Source organism: Pseudomonas sp. P5_152 (assembly GCF_033989915.1).
Lineage (GTDB): Bacteria > Pseudomonadota > Gammaproteobacteria > Pseudomonadales > Pseudomonadaceae > Aquipseudomonas.
In genome coordinates, this window is record NZ_JASFAH010000002.1 from 1,922,881 (window position 1) to 1,949,066 (window position 26,186).

Here is a 26,186-nt window from a genome sequence, read left to right on the forward strand (position 1 = left end):
CTTTTTTGTGCCTACCCACATCACAACCCGCGAGGCTTCGTTCGGCTGCGCAGCAGTCGTCTGAATCGCCATCAAGGCCTGGCGAGGACTGCGTCCTCGAACGCAGCCTCGCGGGCTCGGCAGCTGCTACGGGGGATTGGGGGTCATGTCGATATCTACGGTGTGGCGCAGATCGCCAGGAAGTGCAACGCAGCAACGGATCTGCCCCCCCCAAGTAACAACCCGCTTACCAAACAAACACCCCCCACCATTGAAACCACCCGCCACCTGCCCCATCTAACTCCCATACCCCATTGCGCAGGTGCCCCATGAGCGACCAGCAAGCATTCCCCGAAGACCCCAGCGAATACGCCGACCCGGAAAACGCCGAACACCCCGAACACCACGCCTCCTCCGGCACCGGCCTGGCCCTGCCCGGGCAGAACCTGCCGGACAAGGTCTACATCATCCCGATCCACAACCGGCCATTCTTCCCGGCCCAAGTCCTGCCGGTGATCGTCAACGAAGAACCCTGGGCTGAGACCCTGGACCTGGTCGCCAAGTCCGAGCACCACTCGCTGGCGCTGTTCTACATGGACACCCCCCAGGAAGACCCACGGCATTTCGACACCAGCGCCCTGCCGCTATACGGCACCCTGGTCAAGGTCCACCACGCCAGCCGCGAAAACGGCAAGCTGCAGTTCGTCGCCCAGGGCCTGACCCGTGTGCGCATCCGCACCTGGCTCAAGCACCATCGCCCACCGTACCTGGTGGAAGTCGAATACCCGCACCAGCCCAGCGAGCCGACCGACGAGGTCAAGGCCTATGGCATGGCGCTGATCAACGCGATCAAGGAACTGCTACCGCTCAACCCGCTGTACAGCGAAGAGCTGAAGAACTACCTCAACCGCTTCAGCCCCAACGACCCGTCGCCGCTGACCGACTTCGCCGCCGCCCTGACCTCGGCTACCGGTAACGAATTGCAGGAAGTGCTCGACTGCGTGCCCATGCTCAAGCGCATGGAAAAAGTCCTGCCGATGCTGCGCAAGGAAGTCGAAGTCGCGCGCCTGCAGAAAGAAATCTCCGCGGAAGTGAACCGCAAGATCGGCGAACACCAACGCGAGTTTTTCCTCAAGGAACAACTCAAGGTGATCCAGCAGGAGCTGGGCCTGACCAAGGATGATCGCAGCGCCGACGTCGAGCAGTTCGAGCAACGCCTGACGGGCAAGGTCCTGCCGCCCCAGGCGCAAAAACGCATCGAAGAGGAAATGAACAAGCTGTCGATCCTCGAGACCGGCTCCCCCGAATACGCCGTGACCCGCAACTACCTGGAGTGGGCGACGGCCGTGCCCTGGGGCGTGTACGGGAAAGACAAGCTCGACCTCAAGCACGCACGCAAGGTGCTCGACAAACACCATGCCGGCCTCGATGACATCAAGGACCGGATCCTCGAATTCCTCGCGGTCGGCGCCTACAAGGGCGAGATCGCCGGCTCCATCGTGTTGCTGGTAGGCCCGCCGGGCGTGGGCAAGACCAGTGTCGGCAAGTCCATCGCCGAATCCCTGGGGCGGCCGTTCTATCGTTTCAGCGTCGGCGGCATGCGTGACGAAGCCGAGATCAAGGGCCACCGTCGCACCTACATCGGCGCCCTGCCGGGCAAGCTGGTACAGGCGTTGAAAGATGTCGAAGTGATGAACCCGGTGATCATGCTCGACGAGATCGACAAGATGGGCCAGAGCTTCCAGGGCGACCCAGCCTCGGCGCTGTTGGAAACCCTCGATCCGGAACAGAACGTGGAATTCCTCGACCACTACCTGGACCTGCGCCTGGACCTGTCGAAAGTGTTGTTCGTGTGCACCGCCAACACCCTGGATTCAATCCCCGGGCCGTTGCTCGACCGCATGGAAGTGATTCGCCTGTCCGGCTACATCACCGAAGAAAAAGTCGCCATTGCCAAGCGCCACCTGTGGCCCAAGCAACTGGACAAGGCCGGCGTGGCGAAAACCAGCCTGTCCATCAGCGACAGTGCACTCAAGGCCTTGATCGATGGCTATGCCCGCGAAGCCGGGGTGCGCCAGTTGGAGAAACAACTGGGCAAACTGGTGCGCAAGGCGGTGGTCAAGCTGATGGACGATCCGCAGCAAGTGATCAAGATCGGCCCCAAGGACCTTGAGGCTTCCCTGGGTATGCCGGTGTTCCGCAATGAACAGGTGCTGTCGGGCACCGGGGTGATCACGGGCCTGGCCTGGACCAGCATGGGCGGCGCCACCCTGCCGATCGAAGCCACCCGCATCCACACCCTCAACCGTGGCTTCAAGCTCACCGGGCAACTGGGGGACGTGATGAAGGAATCGGCAGAAATCGCCTACAGCTACGTCAGCTCCAACCTGAAGTCGTTTGGCGGTGACCCGAAGTTCTTCGACGAAGCTTTCGTGCACTTGCACGTACCGGAAGGTGCGACTCCAAAAGACGGCCCTAGCGCCGGAGTGACCATGGCCAGCGCCCTGCTGTCCCTGGCACGCAACCAGCCGCCGAAAAAAGGCGTGGCCATGACCGGTGAACTGACGCTGACCGGGCACGTGCTGCCGATTGGCGGGGTGCGCGAAAAAGTGATTGCCGCACGCCGGCAGAAGATCCACGAACTGATCCTGCCGGAACCCAACCGTGGCAGCTTCGAAGAGTTGCCCGACTACCTGAAAGAGGGCATTACCGTGCACTTTGCCAAGCGTTTTGCCGACGTGGCCAAGGTGTTGTTCTGAGGTCTGTGTAACGCCTGGACTGACGCCATCGCGGGCAAGCCCGCTCCCACAGGGTTACTGCAATCCTTGTGGGAGCGGGCCGGGCGGCGGCACTGACAACCCTATCTGGGCCTGACGGTCACAATTTGTCTCATCTTCGGTTATGCTCGCCGTTCGTCGCGAATTCGGAGTGCCTGACTTGATGTCCCCCACCCGCCTGCTATTGCCCTTGAGCCTTGCCTTGCTGACGGCCTGCGCCTCGCAGCCGAAACAGAACCTGACCGTGGAGCAGCAGAGCCAATGCCCGGTGCAACTGCACAACGGGCAAAACCTGATCCTGACCTTGCCGAGCAACCCGACCACGGGTTATCGCTGGGCGATCCAGGATTCGGCCGGCGGTGTGTTGCGGGCCATCAGCCCCGAGGTCTACACCAACCCGGAAAACAGCGGCCTGGTGGGCAGCGCGGGGCAATCGACCTGGCGCTTCCAAGCCTTCACCAGCGGTAACGGGCGCTTGCGCCTGACTTCACAGCAGCCGTGGGCACCGGAAGTCGAGCCGGTAGAGATTTTCGACTGCGCAATCGTGGTGAACTGAGCATGGGCTGGCTGATTCTGGCATTGATGGGAGCCGTCACGTTCCTCTACGGCGTGAGTGTGCATGCCGAACTGCTGTGCCTGCTGGTCAAGCCGCTGCCGGTGCTGGCCCTGCTGGGTTGGTTGCACGATGCACCGCCCAGCGACTACCGGCGCTGGGTCAGCCTGGGCCTGATCTTTTCCCTGCTGGGCGATGTGCTGCTGGCCTGGCCCGGCGACTTGTTCGTGTTCGGCCTCGGCGCATTCCTGGTGGCCCACCTGGCCTACCTCAAAGCCTATCTGAGCGATTGCCGGCGCCTGGCCCCTGGGCCCCTGCTCCTGGCGCTGCTGGTCGGCGCACTGCTGCTGGGGATCCTGATCGCCCATGGCCTGGGGCCGTTGCTGATTCCGGTGATCGTCTATGGCACGGCCATCAGCGCCATGCTCTGGCGCGCCCTGGCCCGCCTGGGCACCGACGTGCCGAAACGCTCGGCACTGCTGGCTGCCGGCGGCGCCCTGGCCTTCGTGTTCTCCGACAGCGTGATCGGCATCGATCGTTTTGCCATGCCCTTCGCGGCCGCGCCGTATGTGATCATCCTCAGTTACTGGCTGGGGCAATGGGGCATCGCCGCGTCGGCGTTCCACACACGAACGCGCTGAATTCATCGCGAGCAGGCTCGCTCCCACACGTACGGTGTTTAGCCTGTGGGAGCGAGCCTGCTCGCGATACGCCAATACCTGCCAGGGCGCTTTATCAGACAAGCCGCGCATCTGCGCGCCAACTTGGCTAAAATGCCGGCCTTTTCCAATTCCGCCGCTGGAACCGCCGTGAGCAAAGAACCCGATCGCCTTTTCGCCCAGCCTTTGGCCCAGGTACCCGACTTCGCCTTTAACGAGGACGTGGTGCGAGTGTTCCCGGACATGATCAAGCGCTCGGTGCCGGGTTACCCGACCATTGTCGAAAACCTCGGTGTGCTGGCGGCGCAGTTTGCCCAGCCGGACAGCGTGCTGTACGACCTGGGGTCATCCCTCGGCGCGGTGACCCAGGCCCTGCGCCGGCACGTGCGTACGGACGGTTGCCGGGTGATCGCGGTGGATAACTCCGCCGCCATGGTCGAACGCTGCCGTGAATACCTCAACGGCCAGGACTCGATGTTCCAGGAACTGCTGCCGGTGGAGGTGATCGAGGGTGACATCCTGGCCCTCGAATTCAAGCCGGCCTCGGTGGTGGCGCTGAACTTTACCCTGCAGTTCATCGCCCCTGAACAACGCCTGGCCCTGCTCGGGCGTATCCGTCAGTCGTTGTTGCCCGGCGGCGCGCTGATCCTCTCGGAAAAACTGCGCTTTGCCGATGCCCAGGAGCACCAGCTGCTCGGCGACCTGCACATCGCGTTCAAGCGCGCCAACGGCTACAGCGAACTGGAAATTGCCCAGAAACGCAGCGCCATCGAAAACGTCATGAAGCCCGACAGCCTCGAAGAACACACCGAACGCCTGCTGGCCGCCGGGTTCTCGAAAGTCGTGCCGTGGTTCCAGTGTCTTAACTTTGCCTCGTTGATTGCCTTGCCATGATTGATCTGTCTCCCCTCGCCCGCCGCCTGGCCGGCACGCCGCTGGCCGACTGGGCCAACACCCTGCAAGCGCAACTCGACGTGAAAATGGAGAAGGGCCACGGTGACCTGGAGCGCTGGCAAAGCGCGCTGGACGCCCTGCCGAAGATCCAGCCAAGCGAAGTCGATTTGCTCAACGGCCTGAAGCTGGACACCGATTGCGACGATGCAACCCGCGCGCAAATGCGCACGGCCCTGATGGGCCTTTCACCATGGCGCAAAGGGCCGTTCGACCTGTTCGGCGTGCACGTCGACACCGAATGGCGTTCGGACTGGAAATGGTCGCGGGTCGCCCCGCACCTGGACCTTGTGGGCAAACGCATCCTCGATGTCGGCTGCGGCAATGGCTACTACATGTGGCGCATGCTCGGCGCCGGGGCCGACAGTGTCATCGGCGTCGACCCCAACTGGCTGTTCTTCTGCCAGTTCCAGGCCGTGCAGCGCTACCTGTCCGAGCCCAATGCCTGGCACCTGCCGTTCCCGTTCGAAGACTTGCCAGCGAACCTGGAAGGCTTCGACACGGTGTTCTCCATGGGCGTGTTCTACCATCGCCGCTCGCCGATCGAGCATTTGCTGGCGCTCAAGGATTGCCTGGTCAAGGGCGGGGAACTGGTGCTCGAAACCCTGGTGATCGAGGGCAACGAGCAGCAGGTACTGGTGCCGGAAGACCGCTACGCGCAGATGCGCAACGTCTGGTTCCTGCCTTCGGTTCCAGCATTGATGCTGTGGCTGCGCCGCGCCGGGTTCAGCGACGTGCGCTGCGTGGATGTCAGCGTGACCAGCATCGAGGAACAACGCGCCACCGAGTGGATGAAGTATCAGTCGCTGAGCGACTTCCTCGACCCGGATGACCACGGCAAGACCATCGAAGGCCTGCCAGCGCCGATGCGCGCGGTGATTGTGGCCAGGAAGTAACCCGATCTTCCTGACACAAAAAAACCTGTGGGAGCGGGCTTGCCCGCGATAGCGGTCTAACATTCAACATCTTCGTTGACTGAAAGGGCCTCATCGCGGGCAAGCCCGCTCCCACAGGGTTAGTAGTTATTCTGAAGATTTAGCTCTGCGGGCCTTGAAGAACTCGCTTAACACCGTCCCGCACTCCTCGGCCAGGACTCCGCCTTCGTACAGCACCCGGTGGTTGAGAAAGCCCTGGGTGAAAAACTGCCCCTGGCTCTGCACGATCCCGGCCTTGGGCTCCAATGCGCCGTACACCACCCGGGCGATGCGCGAGTGGACGATCAGCCCGGCGCACATGCTGCACGGCTCCAGCGTCACATAGAGCGTGCTGCCGGGCAGGCGGTAGTTGTTCAGGGCCTGGGCGGCAGCGCGGATCGCGACCATTTCGGCGTGGGCGCTGGGGTCGCTGCCACTGATCGGGCAGTTGAAGCCGCGCCCGATGATCTCCCCGTCCTGCACCAGCACCGCACCCACCGGCACCTCGCCGAGGGCCGCTCCCTGGGCCGCCAGCAGCAGGGCTTCGCGCATAAAGTGCTGGTCACGGCTGCGGTCGATAATGGCGCTCGGGCGAATCTGGCGCATCACTTCACCTCGATCGCGGCCATCAGGCCGGTTTCCATGTGGTCGATCACATGGCAATGGAACATCCACACCCCAGGGTTATCCGCCACCAGCGCCACTTGCGCGCGCTCGTTTTTGCCCAGCAGGTAAGTGTCGGTGAAGTACGGGATCACCTTGTGCCGGTTCGAGGCAATGACCTTGAAGCTCATGCCGTGCAGGTGGATCGGGTGCTGGTACTGGGTCATGTTCTTCAATTCGAATATGTAGCTTTGGCCTAGCTTGAGCGTAGCAATCGGTCGGTCGGCGCAGGTCTTGTCGGTGATGTCCCAGGCCTGGCCGTTGATCTGCCACAGGCTGGGGGGCTTGCCGTTTTCGACATTGACCGAGACCGAACCGACCCACTCGAAGTTAAAGTTGAGCTTCTGCGCAGTGGCCATGTCCGGCTCGGCAACCGGGTTGGCGGGCAGCGCCGGTGGCCACTCACCCGGTGCATCCGTGTTGGCCACCGAACGCAGGGTGCCCAGGCGCACCGGGCCGTTACGCAGGGACAACTCAGTGCCCGCTGGCGGCGCCTTGATCGCCAGGCAGATGCGCATGCCCGGACCGAGCCAGTACTCCTTGCCCAGCGGCCGCGGCTGTACCGGGTTGCCATCCAGCGCGTAGATCTGCGCCTCGACCCCGGGAATGTTGATGCGATAGGTCAGGGTGTTATCGAGGTTGAGCAGGCGCACGCGAGTGATCTGCCCGGCAGGCAAGTCGATGACGGGCAACGGCACGCCGTTGATGGTCGACAGGCGCCCCGCTGTACCGCCACGGGCCGCTTCCCGGGGGATGCTGAACTCGACAAAGTTGCCTTGTTCATCGATGTGCCAGTTTTTCAGGCTCAGGGTTTGTTCGTACTTGAAGCCGGTGGGCTCGCGCTCCTCGACAATCAACGGCCCGACCAGGCCGCGACCCAGCTCCTCGCTGCTGCTGACGTGCGGGTGGTACCAGTAGCTGCCGGCATCCGGCACGCGGAACTTGTAGTCGAAATACTCGCCCGGCAGCACCGGAAGTTGCGAGACGTAGGGCACGCCATCCATCTCCAGAGGCAGGCGGATGCCGTGCCAGTGAATGGTGGTCGCCACCGGCAGGTGGTTGATGAAACGCACCCGCAGCCACTCGCCCTGGCGCACCCGCAGTTCGGTCCCTGGCGCCGAAGGGCCAAAGGCCCAGGCCTGGGTCTTGTGCCCGGGCACCAGCTCCACGTCCAGCGGCGCGGCAATCAGCTCGTAGTCATGCCCGGCATTGGCGTCCGCCACTTTCCCCAGCCAGTAACGCGATGCACCACCGGCCCCGACGCCAACTACTGCCAGACCGGCCAAACCACCGAGTATTTGTCGACGGGTAAAGGACATGGACTCAACTACCTCACGTATCTGCCGCAGGCCCAGGGCCCGCAAAAGGCGAATACGATACACCCGCAATTGTGAAAGAAACAGCAAACCGGACGTGACCACGGGACGCAGGCAAACCAGACGAGCGCCCCCCACAACGCAAAAAGGCCGTATGAACACCAGGTCCACACGGCCTTTTTTGATACCGGCAATCAAGCCATCAAGGCTTGCGCGGGATCATTCCCACTCAATGGTCGCCGGCGGCTTGCTCGACACGTCGTAGGTGACGCGGGAGATGCCTTCGATTTCATTGATGATGCGGCCGCTGACGGTTTCCAGCAGTTCGTAAGGCAGGTGTGCCCAACGCGCGGTCATGAAGTCGATGGTTTCCACGGCACGCAGGGCCACGACCCAGGCGTAACGACGGCCATCGCCAACCACGCCAACCGATTTCACCGGCTGGAACACTACGAACGCCTGGCTGACCTTGTGGTACCAGTCGGCCTTGCGCAGTTCTTCGATGAAGATGTGGTCGGCACGACGCAGCAGGTCAGCGTATTCCTTCTTCACTTCACCGAGGATCCGCACGCCCAGGCCCGGGCCCGGGAACGGGTGGCGATAGACCATGTCGTACGGCAGGCCCAGTTCCAGACCCAGACGACGGACTTCGTCCTTGAACAGCTCGCGCAGGGGTTCCACCAGCTTGAGGTTCATTTCTTCCGGCAGGCCACCCACGTTGTGGTGCGACTTGATCACGTGGGCCTTGCCGCTCTTGGCGCCAGCCGACTCGATCACGTCCGGGTAGATGGTGCCCTGGGCCAGGTACTTGATGTTGTCCAGATTGTTGGACTGGGCATCAAACACGTCGATGAAGGTACGGCCGATGATCTTGCGTTTCTTCTCTGGGTCGCTTTCGCCAGCCAGGTTGTTGAGGAACTGCTCTTCGGCGTTGGCACGGATCACCTTGACGCCCATGTTCTCGGCGAACATGGCCATCACTTGCTCGCCTTCGTGCAGACGCAGCAGGCCGTTGTCGACGAAGACGCAGGTCAACTGGTCGCCGATGGCCTTGTGCAACAGCGCGGCAACGACCGAGGAGTCGACACCGCCAGACAGACCCAGCAGCACGTTGTCGGTACCTACTTGGGCACGGATGTTGGCGATGGCGTCTTCGGCGATCTTCGACGGCGTCCACAGGGCTTCGCAACCGCAGATGTCGAGGATGAAGCGCGACAGGATGCGCCCGCCCTGCTTGGTGTGGGTCACTTCCGGGTGGAACTGCACGCCGTAGTAGCCGCGTTCGTCGTTGAACATGCCGGCGATCGGGCAGCTCGGGGTGCTGGCCAGGATGTGGAAGTCTTCCGGCATCTTGGTGACCTTGTCACCGTGGCTCATCCATACGTCGAGGCCGAACAGGCCGTCGGCGTCGATGTGGTCTTCGATGCCGTCGAGCAGGCGGCTCTTGCCGACCACGTCAACGCGGGCATAACCGAACTCACGCAGCTCGGAACCTTCGACCTTGCCACCCAGCTGTTCAGCCATGGTCTGCATGCCGTAGCAGATACCGAAGACCGGCACGCCCAGGTCAAACACCGCTTGCGGGCAGCGCGGGCTGTCGGCGACGTGCACGGACTCGGGGCCGCCGGCGAGGATGACGCCTTTGGGAGCGAACTCGCGAATCGCTTCATCGTCCATGTCGAACGGGTGCAGTTCGCAGTACACGCCGATCTCACGCACGCGGCGGGCGATCAGTTGGGTGTACTGGGAACCGAAGTCGAGGATCAGGATGCGGTGAGCGTGAATGTCGAGGGCCATGATTCAGTCTCGTCTTAGTAATTCAGAAACAGTCTTGATTCAGAAACAACTCGGGGCTGAATAAAACAGCCCCGGTTGCTTGATGATTTGCCTGAAGCCTCAACCTACGCGGTAGTTTGGCGCTTCTTTGGTGATCTGCACGTCATGAACGTGGGATTCGGCCATGCCGGCACCGGTGATCCGCACGAACTCAGGCTTGGTGCGCATTTCTTCGATGTCGGCGCTGCCGGTGTAGCCCATCGAGGAACGCAGGCCGCCCATCAGTTGGTGAATGATCGCGCTCAGGGTGCCCTTGTAAGGAACACGGCCCTCGATCCCTTCCGGAACCAGTTTCTCGGCGCCTGCCGAGGAGTCCTGGAAGTAACGGTCGGAGGAGCCTTGCGCCTGGGACATGGCGCCCAGCGAACCCATGCCGCGATAAGCCTTGTACGAACGGCCCTGGTACAGTTCGATCTCGCCTGGCGCTTCTTCAGTACCGGCGAACATCGAGCCCATCATCACGCAGGACGCACCGGCCACGATGGCCTTGGACAGGTCACCGGAGAAACGGATGCCGCCATCGGCGATCAACGGCACGCCAGTGCCTTCAAGGGCAGCGGCAACGTTGGCGATGGCGCTGATTTGCGGCACGCCGACACCCGCGACGATACGGGTGGTGCAGATCGAGCCAGGGCCGATACCGACCTTGACCGCATCCGCGCCCGCTTCGGCCAGGGCCTTGGCAGCAGCGCCGGTGGCGATGTTGCCGCCGATCACCTGGACTTGCGGGAAGTTCTGCTTGACCCAACGCACGCGGTCGATCACGCCTTTGGAGTGACCGTGGGCAGTGTCGACCACCACCACGTCAACGCCGGCGTTGACCAGGGCTGCGACGCGATCACCGGTGTCTTTACCGGTACCGACGGCAGCGCCCACACGCAGACGACCTTGATCGTCCTTGCTGGCCAGCGGGTAAGCCTTGGCTTTTTCGATGTCGTTGACGGTCATCATGCCTTTGAGGGCAAACTTGTCGTCGACGATCAGCACGCGCTCGATGCGGTGCTTGTGCAGCAGTTCGCGCACGTCGTTCTTGTCGGCGCCTTCCTTGACCGTGACCAGGCGCTCTTTAGGCGTCATCACTTCACGGACAGTGGCTTCCATACGGTTTTCGAAACGGACGTCGCGGGAGGTTACGATGCCGACCAGGTCGCCATCGTGCAGCACAGGAACACCGGAGATGTTATGCAGGCCGGTCAGTTCGAGCAGTTCGCGAACGGTGGCGTCAGCCTCGATGGTGATCGGGTCCTTGACCACACCGGCTTCGTAACGCTTGACCTTGCGCACTTCGGCAGCTTGCTGCTCGATGGTCATGTTCTTGTGGATAATGCCGATGCCACCTTCCTGAGCCATGGCGATTGCCAGACGGGCTTCAGTGACGGTGTCCATGGCGGCGGAAACCAGTGGGATATTCAGCTCGATGCCACGGGTAAGGCGGGTCTTCAAACTGACTTCATTAGGCAGTACTTCGGAATAACCGGGCACTAAAAGAATGTCGTCGAAGGTCAGAGCTTCTTGGCTGATACGCAGCATCGCGGGGGCTCCCGAGCGGGAAATTGGAAGCGCGACATTATAGTCAGACACCCCCTCAGGTTCAATGTAAAACTCTGTCTATTATCGACGCGGTGATCGACGGGGGTTGTTGTCGCCTACAACTCGACCTTGACCCAACTGACCGGCAAGTCCAGCCACTCGGCAAATTCGTCGATAAAACTCTGCTTGAACCCGGCCTCGGCCCAGTTGTTGAAGATAAAGCCCAGGTTGGAGAACCCGCACTCCTGCAAGAACAGGAAGCCATTGATGTCGTCTTCATGCCCGCATTCGGGGCAGATGAAGTTGTCGGTGCGCCCGGGCATCCAGTCTTCCAGGCTGTCGAACAGCGCCTCGCCGACTTCCTTGCGGCACTCGGCGCAGCCGGCCTCCTCGAGAAACCCTTTGGCGGGGGTATAGATGCAACGCTTGGTGACGATCTCCAGGCCGTTGATCGGCTCACCGAACGGCAGCGCCTGCGGGTGCAGCACCACGTCGCGCGCGCCAGGGGCAATGGCGTGGGCCATGCGATTGCCAGTGCGCCCGCAGGTTGTGAGTTGTTCTTCGATGATGTTCTTGCGCACCAACCACCGCACAATCGCCCGCGCCCGGGGTTCGTGCACCGGCAGGGTGGAGATTTTCGGGACGAGGATGCTTTGCGAGTTCATGACGAGTCCTGCTGTATGGCTACTGCCGCCATCGCGGGCAAGCCCGCTCCCACAGGTGATCGAGTCTGATGTGGGAGCGGGCTTGCCCGCGATGGCGCCCTAAAGGCCGGCAGCTTAATCCCTGACAGACTCAGGTCAAGTGCTGAAGTAGCGGGTCAGCAAGGCAATCCCGCTGGCCAGCACCAGCCAGGTCACCAACCGCACGAAGGCCTCGCGAGACAACTTCAGGGCCAGGCGCCGGCCGATCCACAATCCCAGCGCCATGGCCGGCAACAGACACAGGGCCAACAGTAACAAGGGTAGCTCGGCGTAGACCCCGGCGATCAGGAACAGGCTCAAGCGCACCAGGGTGCTGCAACTGATCAAGGCACTTTGCGTGGCGCGGGCGGCGTCCTTGGACAGGCGGCTGTTGAGATAAATCGCATACAAAAAGCCGCCACTGCCGAACAACGCGCCAAACAAGCCACCGACCGTGCCCATGGGAATCGCCCAACCGGCGGCCAGCTGCGCCGGGCGTACCTTCACCCATAGGCTGTACATGGCGTAGGCCGTGATGAACAGGCCCATCAATAGCAACAACAAGTCGGACTTGAGGTTCAGCAGGAAGATCACCCCCAGGGTGCAGCCCAGCGCCATGCACGGCAGCAGGCGCAACAACTCCGGCCTGGCCACATCACGGCGCGAGGGCAGCAGGTTGCCGAACGCGGCGACAAAATCCAGCAGGACCAGCAAGGGCACGATTTTCGACAGCGGCAGGAACAGGATCAGGATCGGCCCCGCCACCAGGGCCGTGCCAAAACCGGCAATGCCAAACACGATATAGGCCAGGCTGATTGCCAGGGCGATGATCAGCCAGTCCGTGGCGCCGAATGGCCATTGCTGCAATAACTCGATCAGGTTCATCAGGGCTTTCCTTAATTTGGCGCTGATCACTTTAGCCAGCGTGGAGCATTGCGACTAATATCTTCCCGACCCTCAACCCATCTCAAAAAGGCATGGCTTGTGCTTTCGACCCGTCAACTGCGTTACTTCGTGGAAATCGCCGAGTGCGGCAGCTTCAGTGCCGCCGCCGAACGCCTGTTCATCGCCCAATCAGCCCTGAGCCGGCAGATCAAGGACATGGAGAGCCGCCTGCAGACCCCGCTATTCGAGCGCACGGCGCGTCAGCCACGGCTCACCGCCGCCGGTCAGGCTTTCCTGCCTCGGGCCGCAAGCCTGCTCAGTGAACTGCTCAAGGCCAGTGAGATGGCGACGCAGGTCGGCAACGGCCAACTCGGCACCTTGCGCCTGAGTCACTCCAGCACCGTGCCCATGAGTGGCCGGGTGCTGCGCGGCATCAGCGCTTACCTGGAGCAGCAGGTGGACGTGTCGATGGACATCGTCAAGCTGTCCTCCGAGGCCCAACTGCAGGAACTCGCCGAGGGCCGCCTGGACGTTGGCCTGCTGCGCCTGCCCGTGCTGCGCCAGCGCGAAGGGGTGCAGATCATCGAGCTGTACCGCGAACGCTTGCTGCTGGCGGTGCCGCCTGGGCATGCATTGGCGCGCAATACACCCGAACAAGGCATCGAGCTGGGGCAACTGAGGGAGTTGCCGTTCATCTCCATTCCGCACCCGCAACGCGGCGGCTTGAGTTACCTGTCCGCCGAGCTGTGCATGCGCCAGGGTTTCTTTCCCAAGGCCGCGCGGGTGGTGTCGCGCAAAACCACCCAGTTGCAATTGATCCAGGCCGGGTTCGGCATTGCCCTGCTCCCCGAATCGATGCAGGACATCGCGCCGCCGGACATTCACTTCCTGCCCTTGGCCGACCCGGATTGCTACAGCAGCGTCGCCCTCGCCTGCCGGCAAGATCCCAGCGCGCTGGTCGAGCAATTCGTTGAACACATCAGCCGGCCGACGTAGGGGGATCGTGCATTGCGCGGGAGATTGGCTTTATCATGCGCCCCATGATTAAAGATCCCTTTGCAAGACTCGGCCTGGACCGCGAAGTCCTCACCGTCAGCCAACTCAACGGCCGCGCGCGGGTGCTGCTCGAAGACGTGTTCAGCAACATCTGGGTCGAAGGCGAAATCTCCAACCTCGCCCGCCCGGCGTCCGGTCATGTGTATTTCACCCTCAAGGACAGCGGCGCCCAGGTGCGTTGCGCGCTGTTCCGGCAGAACGCCGCACGGGTGCGCCAGGCTCTCAAGGATGGCCTCGCCGTCAAGGTGCGGGGCAAGGTCTCGCTGTTTGAAGGACGCGGCGACTACCAGCTGATTCTCGATACTGTCGAGCCCGCTGGCGAAGGTGCACTGCGCCTGGCATTCGATGCACTGAAGGAAAAGCTCAGCGCCGAAGGCCTGTTCAGCGCCGAGCGCAAAGTGCCGCTGCCGGCCCATCCGCAGCGCATTGGCATTATCAGTTCGCCCACCGGCGCGGTGATCCGCGACATCATCAGCGTGTTTCGCCGCCGTGCGCCCCAGGTGTCGCTGACCTTGATCCCCACCGCCGTGCAAGGCCGCGAGGCCACCGCGCAGATTGTCCGCGCCCTGCAACTGGCCGACGCCAGGGGTTTTGACGCCTTGATCCTGGCCCGGGGCGGCGGCTCGCTGGAAGACCTCTGGTGCTTCAACGAAGAAGCCGTGGCCCGTGCCGTGGATGCCTGCGTCACGCCAATCGTCAGCGCCGTCGGGCATGAAACCGACGTGTCGATCAGCGACTTCGTGGCGGACGTCCGCGCGCCCACGCCGTCGGCCGCCGCCGAACTGCTGGCACCGGACTCCAGCGACCTGCTGCGCCGGGTCGAAAGCCTGCATCGGCGCCTGGTGATGCGCATACGCGACCGCCTGATGCGCGATCGCTTGCGCCTGGAAGGCATGTCCCGCCGCCTGCGCCATCCGGGTGAACGCCTGCGCCAACAAGCACAACGCCTCGATGATCTGGACATGCGCCTGCGTCGAGCCTTCGAGCGCAGCCTCAACACCCGCCGCGAACGCTTGATCCGCCTGGAAACCCGCCTCGCCGGGCAACATCCGGGGCGGCAACTGGCATTGCTGCGCCAGCGCCTGGATAGTTTTGCCGAACGTTTGCCCCGGGCCATGCGTGAAGGGCTCAAGTCCCGGCGCCTGCAGTTGCAAAGTCAGGTCCAGACCCTGCAGGTGGTCAGCCCGCTCGCGACACTGGCCCGTGGCTACAGCATTTTGCTCGATGAACGTGGCAATGCGATCCGCAGCGCCGGACAAACCCATACCGGCCAGCGCCTGACAGCCAAGCTGGGCGAAGGCCAATTGCAGGTCCGGGTCGAAGACAATCACCTGACACCCGTCACCCTTTCTCTACTGGATTGATCGATGCCGCGTTTTTTTGCTCCGCTGCTGCTGTTATGCCTGACCTTCAACGCCCACGCCGACAGTTACATCACCCGCCTGCTGAACAAGCCAGTGCCGGGTGGTGTGGCGGTGGTCGACCTCGGTTCTGCGGCGCAGGCGCCCAAAGCCAGCTACCAGGGCAAGCCGGTGCTGGTGGTCAAGGAACAGAACAACTGGCTGGCGATTGTCGGCGTGCCCCTGACCGTCAAGCCAGGTACCCAACAAATCAGCAGCGCGGGACGCAACTTGAGCTTCGCGGTGGGTAACAAGAAATACCCGGAACAACGCATCACCCTGAAAAACACCCAACAGGTCAACCCCAACCCGGCCAACCTCAAGCGCATCGAGAGCGAGCTGGCCGTGCAGATCCAGGCTTACCGCACTTTCAGCCCCAATACCCCGAGCAACCTGCTGCTGGACAAACCGGTCAACGGGCCACTGTCGAGCAAGTTCGGCGTGCGCCGTTTCTTCAACGGTGAAGAGCGCAATCCCCACTCGGGCCTGGACTTCGCCGTACCCGCCGGGACCCCGATCAAGACCCCGGCCAATGGCAAGGTGATCCTGATCGGTAACTACTTCTTCAACGGCAATACCGTGTTCGTCGACCACGGCCAGGGCTTCATCAGCATGTTCTGCCACATGTCGAAGATCGACGTGAAGCTCGGCCAGACGCTGGCACGTGGTGCCGTGGTCGGCAAGGTCGGCGCCACCGGCCGCGCGACCGGTCCGCACATGCACTGGAATATCAGCCTGAACGATGCGCGGGTTGACCCGGCGATTTTCATTGGGGCATTCCAGCCCTGATGGATTGGCGAGGCTGGCGGCCTCATCGCCAGCCTTCAATTGCGCATTGCTCCACCCCTACGCAAACATCCAGATAATTATCAAAGCAGCCCGCAATAAAATCTCGATAAAAGTAACTTTTCGAGTATTCCTATCAAAGTTTTTCGACTGCTTGCCATCTTTTCCCGGCGCGGTTAGGGTTGAAAGCATGAAAACCTCTCACACCCTCATTCAGCTTCGCCAGCACCGCAGCCTGTGCCTCGTCAGCGCACGACTGCCAGGCTGAATCGCAGCGCCTCGCCCCTAGATTTATCCAACGCAACAGTGATCCACCGGCAGGCCGCCTCTTTTCGGCCAACAACAGAATAAGGACTCCCAGATGAGCATGCTCAAAGACCCGTCTTCGAAATACCGCGCGTTCCCGACCATCGACATTCCAGATCGCACCTGGCCGTCGAAGACCATCACGTCCGCGCCGATCTGGTGCAGCTCCGACTTGCGCGATGGCAACCAGTCGCTGATCGAGCCGATGGATGCGGTGAAAAAGCTGCGCTTCTGGAAAACCCTGGTGCAGGTGGGCGTGAAGGAAATCGAAGCGTCCTTCCCGGCCGCTTCGCAAACCGATTTCGACTTCGTGCGGACCTTGATCGAAGACGGCCACATCCCTGACGACACCACCATCCAGGTGTTGACCCAGGGTCGTGAAGACCTGATCGCCCGCACCTTCGAATCCCTGCGCGGGGCGAAAAAGGCCATCGTTCACCTCTACAACGCCACCTCCCCATCCTTCCGCCGGATCGTCTTCAACCAGGACAAGGACGGCATCAAGGAAATCGCGGTCAGCGCCGCCAAGCTGTTCGTCAAGTACGCCGCGCAGCAGCCGGAGACCGAGTGGACGTTCGAATACTCGCCGGAGACCTTCAGCGCCACTGAACTGGAGTTCGCCAAGGAAGTCTGTGACGCGGTGATCGAGGTCTGGAACCCGACGCCGGAACACAAGATGATCCTCAACCTGCCTGCGACCGTCGAGTGCGCCACGCCGAACATCTACGCCGACCAGATCGAGTGGTTCGGCCGCCACATCAACCGTCGTGACAGCGTGCTCATCAGCCTGCACACCCACAACGACCGTGGCACTGGTGTTGCTGCCACCGAGCTGGGCCTGATGGCTGGCGCCGACCGTGTCGAAGGCTGCCTGTTCGGCAACGGCGAGCGCACCGGCAACGTCGACCTGGTCACCGTGGCCTTGAACCTCTACACCCAGGGCGTGAACCCTGAGCTGGACTTCTCCGACATCGACGGCGTGCGTAAAGTCGTCGAAGAGTGCAACCAGATTGCCGTGCACCCACGTCACCCTTATGTCGGCGACCTGGTGCACACCGCGTTCTCCGGCTCCCACCAGGACGCCATCCGCAAGGGCTTCGCCCAGCAGCAGGCGGACGCCCTGTGGGAAGTGCCGTACTTGCCGATCGACCCGGCCGACATCGGGCGCAGCTACGAGGCGGTGATCCGCGTCAACAGCCAGTCCGGCAAAGGCGGGATTGCCTACCTGCTGGAACAGGAATACGGCATCAACTTGCCGCGCCGCATGCAGATCGAGTTCAGCCAGGTGGTGCAACGCGAGACCGATCGCCTGGGCCTCGAGATGACCGCACAACAGATCCACGCCTTGCTGCACAGCGAGTACTTGCAGGCCAACACCCCGTACGCGCTGGTCAGCCATCGCCTGCAGGAAGAAAACGGCCACAGCGCCGTGGAAGTGGAAGTCTCGAGCAAGGGCCAGGGCGAAACCAACCTGCACTGGCGCGGCAAGGGCAATGGCGCCCTGGAAGCCCTGGTGGCCGGTTTGCCGATCCCGGTGGAGATCATGGACTACAACGAACACGCCATCGGCGCGGGGACCAATGCCAAGGCCGCGGCCTACATTGAACTGCGAGTCAACGGCGAACGCGCAGTGCATGGCGTGGGCATCGATGAAAACATCACCACCGCCAGCTTCAAGGCCCTGTTCAGCGCGCTGAACCGCTCCCTGAGCCAGCCACAGGCCAAAGCGGCTTAAGCCTACGCTGCAATGCAAAAGGCCCCGAATTTCGGGGCCTTTTTGTTTGCCCTTGAGGGCCTCATCGCGGGCAAGCGGAGCGCCGCCCGGCCCGCTCCCACATTAGTAGAGGGTGTGCAATCCATTGTGGGAGCGGGCTTGCCCGCGATGAGGCCAGATCAGACGATGCGAAATTCAGGTGAACTCGAAGGTATCAGCATCCAGGTTCGCCGGGAACCGCGTGCGGTAGGCGGCCAGTTCGGCCGCGTCGAGCACCACCTGGAACACCCCGTCCGCCTCGCCAGCGCTGAGCAGGGTCTCGCCCTGGAAGTCCAGCACCTGGCTGTCGCCGGTATAGGCAAAGCCCTTGCCATCGGTACCCACCCGGTTCACCGCGGCGACGTAACACAGGTTCTCGATGGCCCGGGCCGGCAGCAGGCGATTCCAGTGCTGGCGGCGCGCGCCCGGCCAGTTGGCGGTGTACAGCAGCAGGTCAGTGTCCTGGGGATCGCGGCTCCACACCGGGAAGCGCAGGTCGTAGCAAATCAGCGGCCGTATGCGCCACCCCTTGAGTTCGAACTGCACTTGGCGCTCGCCAGGCGTGAAGTGATTGTGTTCGCCCGCCATGCGGAACAGGTGACGCTTGTCGTAATGCCAGACTTCGCCATCGGGTCGCGCCCACAGCAGGCGGTTGCGGTGGCTGCCATCGGCGGCCTGGACGATGATGCTGCCGGTAATCACCGCATCCAGCTTCGCCGCCTGGGTCCGCAGCCATTTGCTGGTCGGGCCGTTTTCCGCTTCGGCGAGGGTGGCCGACTCCATGGAGAAACCCGTGGTGAACATCTCCGGCAGGATGATCAGGTCCGCGCCGCGCGCCTGCTCCAGCAACAGTTCGAAGTGCTCGAGATTGGCCTGGCGGTCGTGCCAGGCCAGGGTGGTCTGGATCAGCGCCAGGTTGAGGTTGGGCAGGTTGCTCAGATCACGCATAATTTTTCCGCCGCCTCACGCAGCGTCTCCTCTCGCTTGGCAAAACACAGGCGCACCAGGCGCTGTTCCTGCGGTGGGTTCTGGTAGAACACTGACACCGGAATCGCCGCCACACCGTGCTCACGGGTCATCCAGACAGCCATGTCGACATCGTTCAGGTCCGGGCGGATCTGCGAGTAATCGACCAGTTGGAAATACGTCCCGGTGACCCGGGTAAAGCTGAATCGCGATGGCTGCAGCAGATCGCAGAACAGGTCACGCTTGGCCTGATAGAACGCCGGCAGTTGTTCGACGTGCTCCGGATGGGCCGCCATATAGTCGGCCAGCGCGTACTGCAACGGGGTCACGCCGCAGAAGCTGACGTACTGGTGCACCTTGCGCAGCTCTGCCGTGAGGGCCGGTGGCGCCACCACGTAGCCGGTCTTCCAGCCGGTGACGTGGTAGGTCTTGCCGAACGAACTGACCACAAAGGCGCGTTGATACAGCTCTTCATGGGCCAGCACGCTGACATGGGGTACGCCGTCATAAACGAGGTGCTCATAGACCTCGTCGCTGACCAGGTAGATGTCGCGGTCACGGATCAACTCGGCCAGTTGCTCCAGCTCGGCACGGGAAATCAGCGCGCCACTGGGGTTGTGCGGCGAGTTGAGGATGATCATCCGCGTGCGCGGGCTGAGCGCATCCTTCAGAGCCTGGAAGTCGATCGAGAAATCCTTCGCCGCCAGTTGCACGTGCACGCAGCGCCCGCCTGCCAGGGCCACCGAGGGCTCGTAGCTGTCATAGGCCGGGTCAAAGACGATGACCTCGTCACCGCTGTGGATCACCGCCTGGATCGCGCAGAAGATCGCCTGGGTGGCACCCGGGGTGATCGTCACCTCATCCTCGGCATCGACGCTGACCCCATAGCTGCGGGCGATCTTGGCCGCCACCTGTTGGCGCAATGCCGGCAGGCCGGTCATGGGGCAATACTGGTTGTGCCCATTGGCAACATGCCACCCCAGCGCATCGCGCAGGGCTTGCGGGCCATCGAAATCGGGGAAACCCTGGGACAGGTTGAGCGCGCCGCTCGAAGCCGCGAGCTGGGACATTTGGGTGAAGATAGTGATGCCGACATTCGGCAGCTTGCTGGTGATCATCAGTGGGCCCCTGCTGGTGAGCCATGAGTTTCAAGCGACAAGCGGCAAGTGGTCAAGCCTCAACCCAGCAGATGCAAAAAAGGGTCCTGAAGAGGACCCTTTTTGCTGGCTTGAGCAAGCTGCAAGCGTTCACTTGCAGCGGCTCAATCGAAGCGGCTCACTTTTTATCGCGGCGCTTCTTGTCGGCTTTCTTGTGGTGCGACATCAAACGGCGCTTCTTGTTGACCTGGCGGTCGGTGAGCGTGTTCTTCTTCGCCTCATACGGGTTCTCGCCACCCTTGAACTCGATGCGGATCGGCGTACCGACCAGCTTCAGCACACGGCGGTAAGTGTTTTCCAGGTAACGCACGTAGGAATTCGGAACCTTCTCGACCTGGTTACCGTGGATCACGATCAGCGGCGGGTTGGCACCACCCAAGTGGGCATAGCGCAGCTTGATCCGGCGGTTGTTGACCATCGGCGGCGCGTGCTCGCCCACGGCGTCTTCGAGGATCTGGGTCAGGCGGTTGGTCGGCCAGCGAGTGATCGCCGACTTGAACGAGTTCTGTACCGACTGGTACAGGTTGCCCACGCCAGTGCCGTGCAAGGCCGAGATGAAGTGGATGTCGGCGAAGTCGACGAAGAACAACCGACGCTCCAGCTCGATCTTCACGAAGTCGCGTTCCGAGGACGTCATGCCGTCCCACTTGTTCAGTGCGATAACGATGGCGCGACCGGCTTCCAGGGCAAAGCCCAGCAGGTTCAGGTCGTGGTCGACCACACCTTCACGGGCGTCCATCACAAAGATCACCACGTTGGCGTCTTTGATCGCTTGCAGGGTCTTGACCACCGAGAACTTTTCGACTTCCTCGTTGATCTTGCCGCGCTTGCGCACACCCGCGGTGTCGATCAGCGTGTACTTCTCGTCGTTACGCTCGAACGGGATATAGATGCTGTCGCGAGTGGTGCCGGGTTCGTCATAGACGATCACCCGGTCTTCACCGAGCATGCGGTTGACCAGGGTCGACTTGCCGACGTTCGGCCGGCCGATGATAGCGATCTTGATGCCGTCTTTTTCGCTTGGACCAGGAATCCGTACCGCTTCTTCGCCTTCGGCGACGTTGGCGTTCAGATCCTCTTCTTCGGTGTCACGCGGGAATTCGGCGAGGGCGGCTTCCAGCAGGGTGTTGACACCGCGACCTTGTGCACCGGCAACGCCAATGGCGTGGCCCATGCCCAGGGGGGCAAATTCAGCGCGGGCCATTTCCGGATCGATGTTGTCGATCTTGTTGGCAACCAGCAGGGAGCGTTTGTTGCGCTTGCGCAAGTGCTCGGCAATCATCTGGTCAGCGGCGGTGAAGCCCGCCTTGGCGTCTACCAGGAACAGAACGACATCGGCTTCTTCGATGGCCAGCAGCGACTGCTCGGCCATCTTTTCGTCCATGCCGTGTTCGTCACCGGAAATACCACCGGTGTCGACCAGGATATAGGAGCGCCCTTGCCACTTTGCCTCACCGTATTGGCGATCACGGGTCAGACCGGAAAGGTCGCCGACAATAGCGTCGCGGCTTTTGGTCAGGCGGTTGAACATGGTGGATTTGCCGACGTTCGGTCGGCCCACCAGGGCGATTACGGGAACCATGCGGCTCTCCACTTCGTTATTTCAGAAAATACAAAAGCCGCTGCGAGGCAGCGGCTGGTGCTCGTGTAGGAGCGAGCTTGCTCGCGAAGAACGTCACCACACCGCGTTTATCCAGACTGCACGCGTTATCGTTGACGTCCATCGCGAGCAAGCTCGCTCCTACCTATAGGTCCAGCATAGTTCTTACTTGATGGTCAGCGCTTCCAGTTTGCCGCTGTTGCCATACACATAAATCGTGTCACCCACCACCAGCGGACGGGCACGAAGGCCGTCGCTGTCGATGCGTTCACGGCCGACGAAACGGCCATCCACCTGACTCAACAGGTGCAGGTAACCTTCCAGGTCACCGACTGCAACGTAGCTGGAGAACACTTCCGGGGCCGACAGTTGACGACGGGCCAGCGAATCGTTGCTCCACAAGGCTGTGGTGGAACGTTCGTCGACGCCTTCAACGGTACCCGAAGACAGACTCACATAAACGTTGCCGAAACCTTGAGCGACACCGGCGTAGCTGGAAGCATCACGCTGCCACAGCTGACGACCGCTCTCCAAGTCCAGTGCCGCAACGCGACCCTGGTAACTGGCGACATACAGGGTACCGCCGGACAACAGCAGGCCACCGTCGATGTCGACTACACGATCCAACTCGGAACGGCCCTGCGGGATCGCTACACGCGTTTCCCACATCGGCACGCCGTTGTTGATGTTCAGCGCCACCACTTTACCGGTCGACAGACCGGCCAGCGCCAGGCGGTTGGTCACGATCGGCGCACTGGTACCGCGCAGGGTCAGGACCGCCGGGGTGCTGTCGTACAACCAACGCTGGTTGCCAGTGGCGGCGTCCAGACCGATCAGGCGATCGTCCTGGGTTTGCACCACGACCACATCACCGTTGTTGGCAGGCGGGGCCAGCACTTCGCTGGTGACCCGGGCACGCCACTTCTCTTCACCGTTGATGGCATCCAGGGCAATGACTTCACCCTTGAGGGTACCGACCATGACCAGCCCGTAACCCACGCCGACGGCGCCGGAAACCGGCAGCTCGAGGTCTTTCTCCCACTTGACGTCACCGTTGCCGCGATCCATCGCCATGACCGTGCCATTCACGTCACCGGCATAGATGGTATCGCCGTCGATGGCCGGCACCAGCATGTTGTAGGTTTCGCCCTGACCGTCACCGATCGAACGACTCCACTGCTTTTGCAGGACCACTTCTTCCTTGAAGTCGACCAGTTCGGCCGGTGGCAGTTCTTTTTTGCTGTTGCTGCTGCAACCCGCGGCCAGGACGGCCAGAGCCAGCAATGCTGCATGTTTCCAACGAATCACGTCACGCATCCCCTTTGGCCAGGTCGTCCAGCTTGATTTGTAGGCCACCGACCGCTGCTTCATCCGACAGCGCCGCCTTGGCTTTCTGGTATGCCGCATGGGCTTCGTCGGTACGACCCAACTGGACCAGCAGGTCACCCTTGAGTTCCTCGCGAGTGGCCAGGAATGCCTTGTCCGCGTCGCCTTCGAGCAGCTTCAGGGCTTCGTCGGTCTTGTTCTGCGCCGCCAGCACCTGGGCCAGACGCTGACGCGCCACTTCGCCCAGGGTCGGGTTGACCGGTTTGTCAGCCACGGCCTTGAGTTCGTTGGCAGCGTCGTCGAGCTTGCCGCTGTCGACCGCGACCTTGGCCACGAACAGGCGACCGTACTGCGCGTAGGCAGTACCACCGAACTCGCTGTTGAGCTTGTTGGCGAGGTCCGCGACACGGGCCGCGTCAGGCTTGCCGTCCGGGGTCAGCGTGGTTTCCAGCAATTCCTGGTAGAGCATCGAGGCGCCTTGCGACTGGTTGCTCTGATACTTCTGGAACGCCTGCCAGCCGAACACGATGACCAGCGCCAACAGGCCGCCAGTGACCAGGGGTTTACCGTTGCGCGTCCACCAGTCCTTCAAATCCGCCAGCTGTTCATCTTCGGTACTCGACACCCCAATACTCCTTATTCGCTAAATCGGCTGTTTGACAGCTTCAACCCTGCACGACGCAGGTGGCCAGGTGAGCGGCGAGCGCGTCCCAGGCAATGCTTTGTTGTTCGCCCTGGCCACGCAGGGGTTTGAAACCTACCACTTGCTGGGCCATCTCGTCGTCACCGAGGATCAGTGCGTACAGCGCACCGCTCTTGTCGGCTTTCTTGAACTGGCTTTTGAAGCTGCCAGCGCCGGCGTTCACTTGCAGGCGCAGGTTGGGCAACTGGTCACGCACCCGCTCGCTCAGGGTCAGGGCGGCCAGTTCGGCAGCCTCGCCAAAGGCGCACAGGTAGACGTCGACCTGCCGGGAAATCTCTTGCGGGATCTGCTCCAGGGTTTCCAGCAGCAACACCAGGCGCTCGATGCCCATGGCGAAACCCACGCCGGTGGTCGGTTTGCCGCCCATCTGCTCGACCAGGCCATCGTAACGGCCGCCCGCGCACACGGTGCCCTGGGCGCCGAGCTTGTCGGTGACCCATTCGAATACGGTCTTGCTGTAGTAATCCAGCCCGCGCACCAGCTTGGGGTTGATCACATAAGGAATGCCGGCGGCGTCCAGACGGGCCTTGAGGCCTTCGAAGTGCGCGCGCGACTCGTCATCCAGGTAGTCGGCCATCTTCGGTGCATCGACCAGTACCGCCTGGGTATCGGCGTTCTTGGTGTCGAGCACGCGCAGCGGGTTGGTCTTCAGGCGACGCTGGCTGTCTTCGTCCAGTTGGTCCAGGCGTGCCGAGAGGTACTCGACCAGCGCCTCGCGGTAACGCCCACGGGACTCGCTGGTGCCCAGGCTGTTGAGCTCGAGCTTGACCGCATCGCGGATCCCCAGCTCGCCCCACAGGCGCCAGGTCAGCACGATCAGCTCGGCATCGATGTCCGGACCGTCGAGGTTGAACACTTCGACACCGATCTGGTGGAACTGGCGATAGCGGCCTTTCTGTGGACGCTCGTGGCGGAACATCGGGCCGATGTACCAGAGTTTCTGCACCTGGCCACCGCCGGTGATGCCGTGCTCCAGCACGGCCCGGACGCAGGCTGCGGTACCCTCGGGACGCAGGGTCAGCGAATCGCCGTTGCGGTCCTCGAAGGTGTACATCTCTTTTTCGACGATATCGGTCACTTCACCGATGGAGCGCTTGAACAGCTCGGTGAACTCGACGATCGGCATGCGGATCTGCTTGTAACCGTAGTTATCCAGCAGACGCGAAACAGTGCCTTCGAAATGACGCCACAGTGGGGTCTGTTCGGGCAGGATGTCGTTCATGCCACGGATGGCTTGCAGAGACTTGCTCACAAAAATTCCTTAATTCGTTTGATCAGCCGCGAGCGATCAGCGCTGCGTCGGCTTCGACCTTTTCGGCCGCTTTCTGGCGGATCAGCCGTTCCAGCTCATCCACCAGATTGTCATTCGTCAGTTTCTGCGCCGGCTTGCCGTCGATGTAGATCAGGTTCGGCGTGCCGCCAGTAAGGCCGATATGGGCCTCCTTGGCTTCGCCAGGACCGTTGACCACACAGCCGATGACCGCGACATCCAGCGGCACCAGCAGATCTTCGAGGCGCCCTTCCAGCTCGTTCATGGTCTTGACCACATCGAAGTTCTGCCGCGAGCAGCTCGGGCAGGCGATGAAGTTGATGCCACGGGAACGCAGGTGCAGGGACTTGAGGATGTCGTAGCCGACTTTCACTTCCTCGACCGGATCAGCGGCCAGCGAGATGCGGATAGTATCGCCAATCCCTTCGGCGAGCAGCATACCGAGGCCCACCGCGGATTTCACTGTGCCTGAACGCAATCCACCGGCCTCGGTGATGCCCAGGTGCAACGGCTGGACGATTTCCTTGGCCAGCAGGCGGTAGGCTTCGACGGCCATGAACACGTCGGAGGCCTTCACGCTGACCTTGAAGTCCTGGAAATTCAGGCGCTCAAGGTGCTCGACGTGGCGCAAGGCCGACTCCACCAGCGCTGCTGGCGTTGGCTCGCCGTATTTCTTTTGCAGGTCTTTTTCCAGGGAACCGGCGTTGACCCCGATGCGGATCGGGATCCCACGGTCGCGGGCGGCATCGACCACCGCACGCACGCGATCTTCACGACCGATGTTGCCCGGGTTGATCCGCAGGCAATCGACACCCAGTTCAGCGACCCGCAAGGCGATCTTGTAGTCGAAGTGAATGTCGGCCACCAGCGGCACCTTCACCAACTGCTTGATCCGACCGAAGGCTTGCGCAGCGTCCATGTCCGGGACGGAAACCCGCACGATGTCGACGCCAGCGGCTTCCAGACGGTTGATCTGGGCCACGGTGGCAGCAACATCGTTGGTGTCGCTGTTGGTCATGCTCTGCACAGCGATAGGCGCATCACCGCCCACCGGTACCGAACCGACCCAGATCTTGCGGGATTCGCGACGTTTGATTGGAGATTCGCCGTGCATGAC

At 62.1% G+C, this 26,186-nt stretch carries 22 protein-coding genes; 9 read left to right on the forward strand and 13 right to left on the reverse strand.

Annotated features, from left to right (window positions below; translation table 11 throughout):
* Window positions 1–308 precede the first annotated feature (308 nt).
* The 5 genes from lon to cmoB all read left to right on the forward strand — a co-directional run bounded on the left by lon (window position 309) and on the right by cmoB (window position 5,815).
* Window positions 309–2,738: an endopeptidase La gene (lon, locus tag QMK50_RS08620; protein WP_159997783.1), complete on the forward strand. Its 2,430-nt coding sequence runs from the start codon at window positions 309–311 to the stop codon at window positions 2,736–2,738.
* A gap of 181 nt (window positions 2,739–2,919) precedes the next feature.
* On the forward strand, window positions 2,920–3,312 hold the full coding sequence (locus QMK50_RS08625; RefSeq protein ID WP_095166008.1) for a protease inhibitor I42 family protein: 393 nt from the start codon (window positions 2,920–2,922) through the stop codon (window positions 3,310–3,312).
* A 2-nt stretch (window positions 3,313–3,314) separates the two neighbouring features.
* Window positions 3,315–3,950, forward strand: a complete 636-nt coding sequence (locus QMK50_RS08630) for a lysoplasmalogenase (protein ID WP_159997785.1) — start codon at window positions 3,315–3,317, stop codon at window positions 3,948–3,950.
* A 168-nt stretch (window positions 3,951–4,118) separates the two neighbouring features.
* Window positions 4,119–4,862 (forward strand): carboxy-S-adenosyl-L-methionine synthase CmoA, encoded by a 744-nt coding sequence (cmoA, locus tag QMK50_RS08635; RefSeq protein ID WP_095166012.1) that lies wholly within the window; start codon window positions 4,119–4,121, stop codon window positions 4,860–4,862.
* Window positions 4,859–5,815, forward strand: coding sequence for a tRNA 5-methoxyuridine(34)/uridine 5-oxyacetic acid(34) synthase CmoB (gene cmoB, locus QMK50_RS08640; RefSeq protein ID WP_095166014.1), 957 nt, complete (start codon window positions 4,859–4,861; stop codon window positions 5,813–5,815). The genes cmoA and cmoB overlap by 4 nt, the downstream gene beginning before the upstream one ends.
* 126 nt (window positions 5,816–5,941) lie before the next feature.
* Here cmoB and tadA read toward each other — a convergent pair whose 3' ends face one another.
* The 6 genes from tadA to QMK50_RS08670 all read right to left on the reverse strand — a co-directional run bounded on the left by tadA (window position 5,942) and on the right by QMK50_RS08670 (window position 12,746).
* On the reverse strand, window positions 5,942–6,439 hold the full coding sequence (gene tadA, locus QMK50_RS08645) for a tRNA adenosine(34) deaminase TadA (protein ID WP_095166016.1): 498 nt from the start codon (window positions 6,437–6,439) through the stop codon (window positions 5,942–5,944).
* The gene (locus QMK50_RS08650) at window positions 6,439–7,815 is read right to left on the reverse strand and encodes a multicopper oxidase family protein (protein ID WP_095166140.1); all 1,377 of its coding nucleotides are present in this window, start codon (window positions 7,813–7,815) and stop codon (window positions 6,439–6,441) included. Before QMK50_RS08650 ends, tadA begins: the two co-directional genes overlap by 1 nt.
* A gap of 216 nt (window positions 7,816–8,031) precedes the next feature.
* A complete protein-coding gene (guaA, locus tag QMK50_RS08655) occupies window positions 8,032–9,609 on the reverse strand; it encodes a glutamine-hydrolyzing GMP synthase (protein ID WP_095166018.1) in 1,578 nt (525 codons plus the stop codon).
* 99 nt (window positions 9,610–9,708) lie between these two features.
* Window positions 9,709–11,178, reverse strand: a complete 1,470-nt coding sequence (gene guaB / locus QMK50_RS08660) for an IMP dehydrogenase (RefSeq protein ID WP_095166020.1) — start codon at window positions 11,176–11,178, stop codon at window positions 9,709–9,711.
* A gap of 116 nt (window positions 11,179–11,294) precedes the next feature.
* Window positions 11,295–11,843, reverse strand: a complete 549-nt coding sequence (locus QMK50_RS08665; RefSeq protein ID WP_095166022.1) for a sugar ABC transporter ATPase — start codon at window positions 11,841–11,843, stop codon at window positions 11,295–11,297.
* A 135-nt stretch (window positions 11,844–11,978) separates the two neighbouring features.
* Window positions 11,979–12,746 (reverse strand): sulfite exporter TauE/SafE family protein, encoded by a 768-nt coding sequence (locus tag QMK50_RS08670; RefSeq protein ID WP_159997791.1) that lies wholly within the window; start codon window positions 12,744–12,746, stop codon window positions 11,979–11,981.
* Between the two features lie 99 nt (window positions 12,747–12,845).
* Here QMK50_RS08670 and QMK50_RS08675 point away from each other — a divergent pair, with 99 nt between their 5' ends.
* The 4 genes from QMK50_RS08675 (at window position 12,846) to leuA (ending at window position 18,029) form a co-directional block, all read left to right on the forward strand.
* A complete protein-coding gene (locus tag QMK50_RS08675) occupies window positions 12,846–13,742 on the forward strand; it encodes a LysR family transcriptional regulator (protein ID WP_095166026.1) in 897 nt (298 codons plus the stop codon).
* A gap of 44 nt (window positions 13,743–13,786) precedes the next feature.
* Window positions 13,787–15,166, forward strand: a complete 1,380-nt coding sequence (gene xseA, locus QMK50_RS08680) for an exodeoxyribonuclease VII large subunit (RefSeq protein ID WP_159998906.1) — start codon at window positions 13,787–13,789, stop codon at window positions 15,164–15,166.
* Between the two features lie 3 nt (window positions 15,167–15,169).
* Complete coding sequence (locus tag QMK50_RS08685; protein WP_159997795.1) at window positions 15,170–15,991, forward strand: peptidoglycan DD-metalloendopeptidase family protein; 822 nt, start codon at window positions 15,170–15,172, stop codon at window positions 15,989–15,991.
* A gap of 358 nt (window positions 15,992–16,349) precedes the next feature.
* Window positions 16,350–18,029 carry a 2-isopropylmalate synthase gene (gene leuA / locus QMK50_RS08690; RefSeq protein WP_320332958.1) on the forward strand — a complete coding sequence of 560 codons (1,680 nt, stop codon included), beginning with the start codon at window positions 16,350–16,352 and terminating at the stop codon, window positions 18,027–18,029.
* 174 nt (window positions 18,030–18,203) lie between these two features.
* Here leuA and QMK50_RS08695 read toward each other — a convergent pair whose 3' ends face one another.
* The 7 genes from QMK50_RS08695 to ispG form a co-directional block, all read right to left on the reverse strand.
* Window positions 18,204–18,995: an amidohydrolase gene (locus QMK50_RS08695; RefSeq protein WP_095166032.1), complete on the reverse strand. Its 792-nt coding sequence runs from the start codon at window positions 18,993–18,995 to the stop codon at window positions 18,204–18,206.
* On the reverse strand, window positions 18,983–20,131 hold the full coding sequence (locus QMK50_RS08700; protein ID WP_095166034.1) for a pyridoxal phosphate-dependent aminotransferase: 1,149 nt from the start codon (window positions 20,129–20,131) through the stop codon (window positions 18,983–18,985). The genes QMK50_RS08695 and QMK50_RS08700 overlap by 13 nt, the downstream gene beginning before the upstream one ends.
* 157 nt (window positions 20,132–20,288) lie before the next feature.
* Window positions 20,289–21,752 carry a ribosome biogenesis GTPase Der gene (gene der, locus QMK50_RS08705; protein WP_159997797.1) on the reverse strand — a complete coding sequence of 488 codons (1,464 nt, stop codon included), beginning with the start codon at window positions 21,750–21,752 and terminating at the stop codon, window positions 20,289–20,291.
* 183 nt (window positions 21,753–21,935) lie between these two features.
* Complete coding sequence (gene bamB / locus QMK50_RS08710) at window positions 21,936–23,087, reverse strand: outer membrane protein assembly factor BamB (RefSeq protein ID WP_095166036.1); 1,152 nt, start codon at window positions 23,085–23,087, stop codon at window positions 21,936–21,938.
* Window positions 23,080–23,721 carry a tetratricopeptide repeat protein gene (locus QMK50_RS08715; RefSeq protein ID WP_095166039.1) on the reverse strand — a complete coding sequence of 214 codons (642 nt, stop codon included), beginning with the start codon at window positions 23,719–23,721 and terminating at the stop codon, window positions 23,080–23,082. Before QMK50_RS08715 ends, bamB begins: the two co-directional genes overlap by 8 nt.
* A 40-nt stretch (window positions 23,722–23,761) precedes the next feature.
* Window positions 23,762–25,051, reverse strand: a complete 1,290-nt coding sequence (gene hisS / locus QMK50_RS08720) for a histidine--tRNA ligase (RefSeq protein WP_095166040.1) — start codon at window positions 25,049–25,051, stop codon at window positions 23,762–23,764.
* A 22-nt stretch (window positions 25,052–25,073) separates the two neighbouring features.
* On the reverse strand, window positions 25,074–26,183 hold the full coding sequence (gene ispG, locus QMK50_RS08725) for a flavodoxin-dependent (E)-4-hydroxy-3-methylbut-2-enyl-diphosphate synthase (protein WP_159997799.1): 1,110 nt from the start codon (window positions 26,181–26,183) through the stop codon (window positions 25,074–25,076).
* Between the last annotated feature and the right edge of the window lie 3 nt (window positions 26,184–26,186).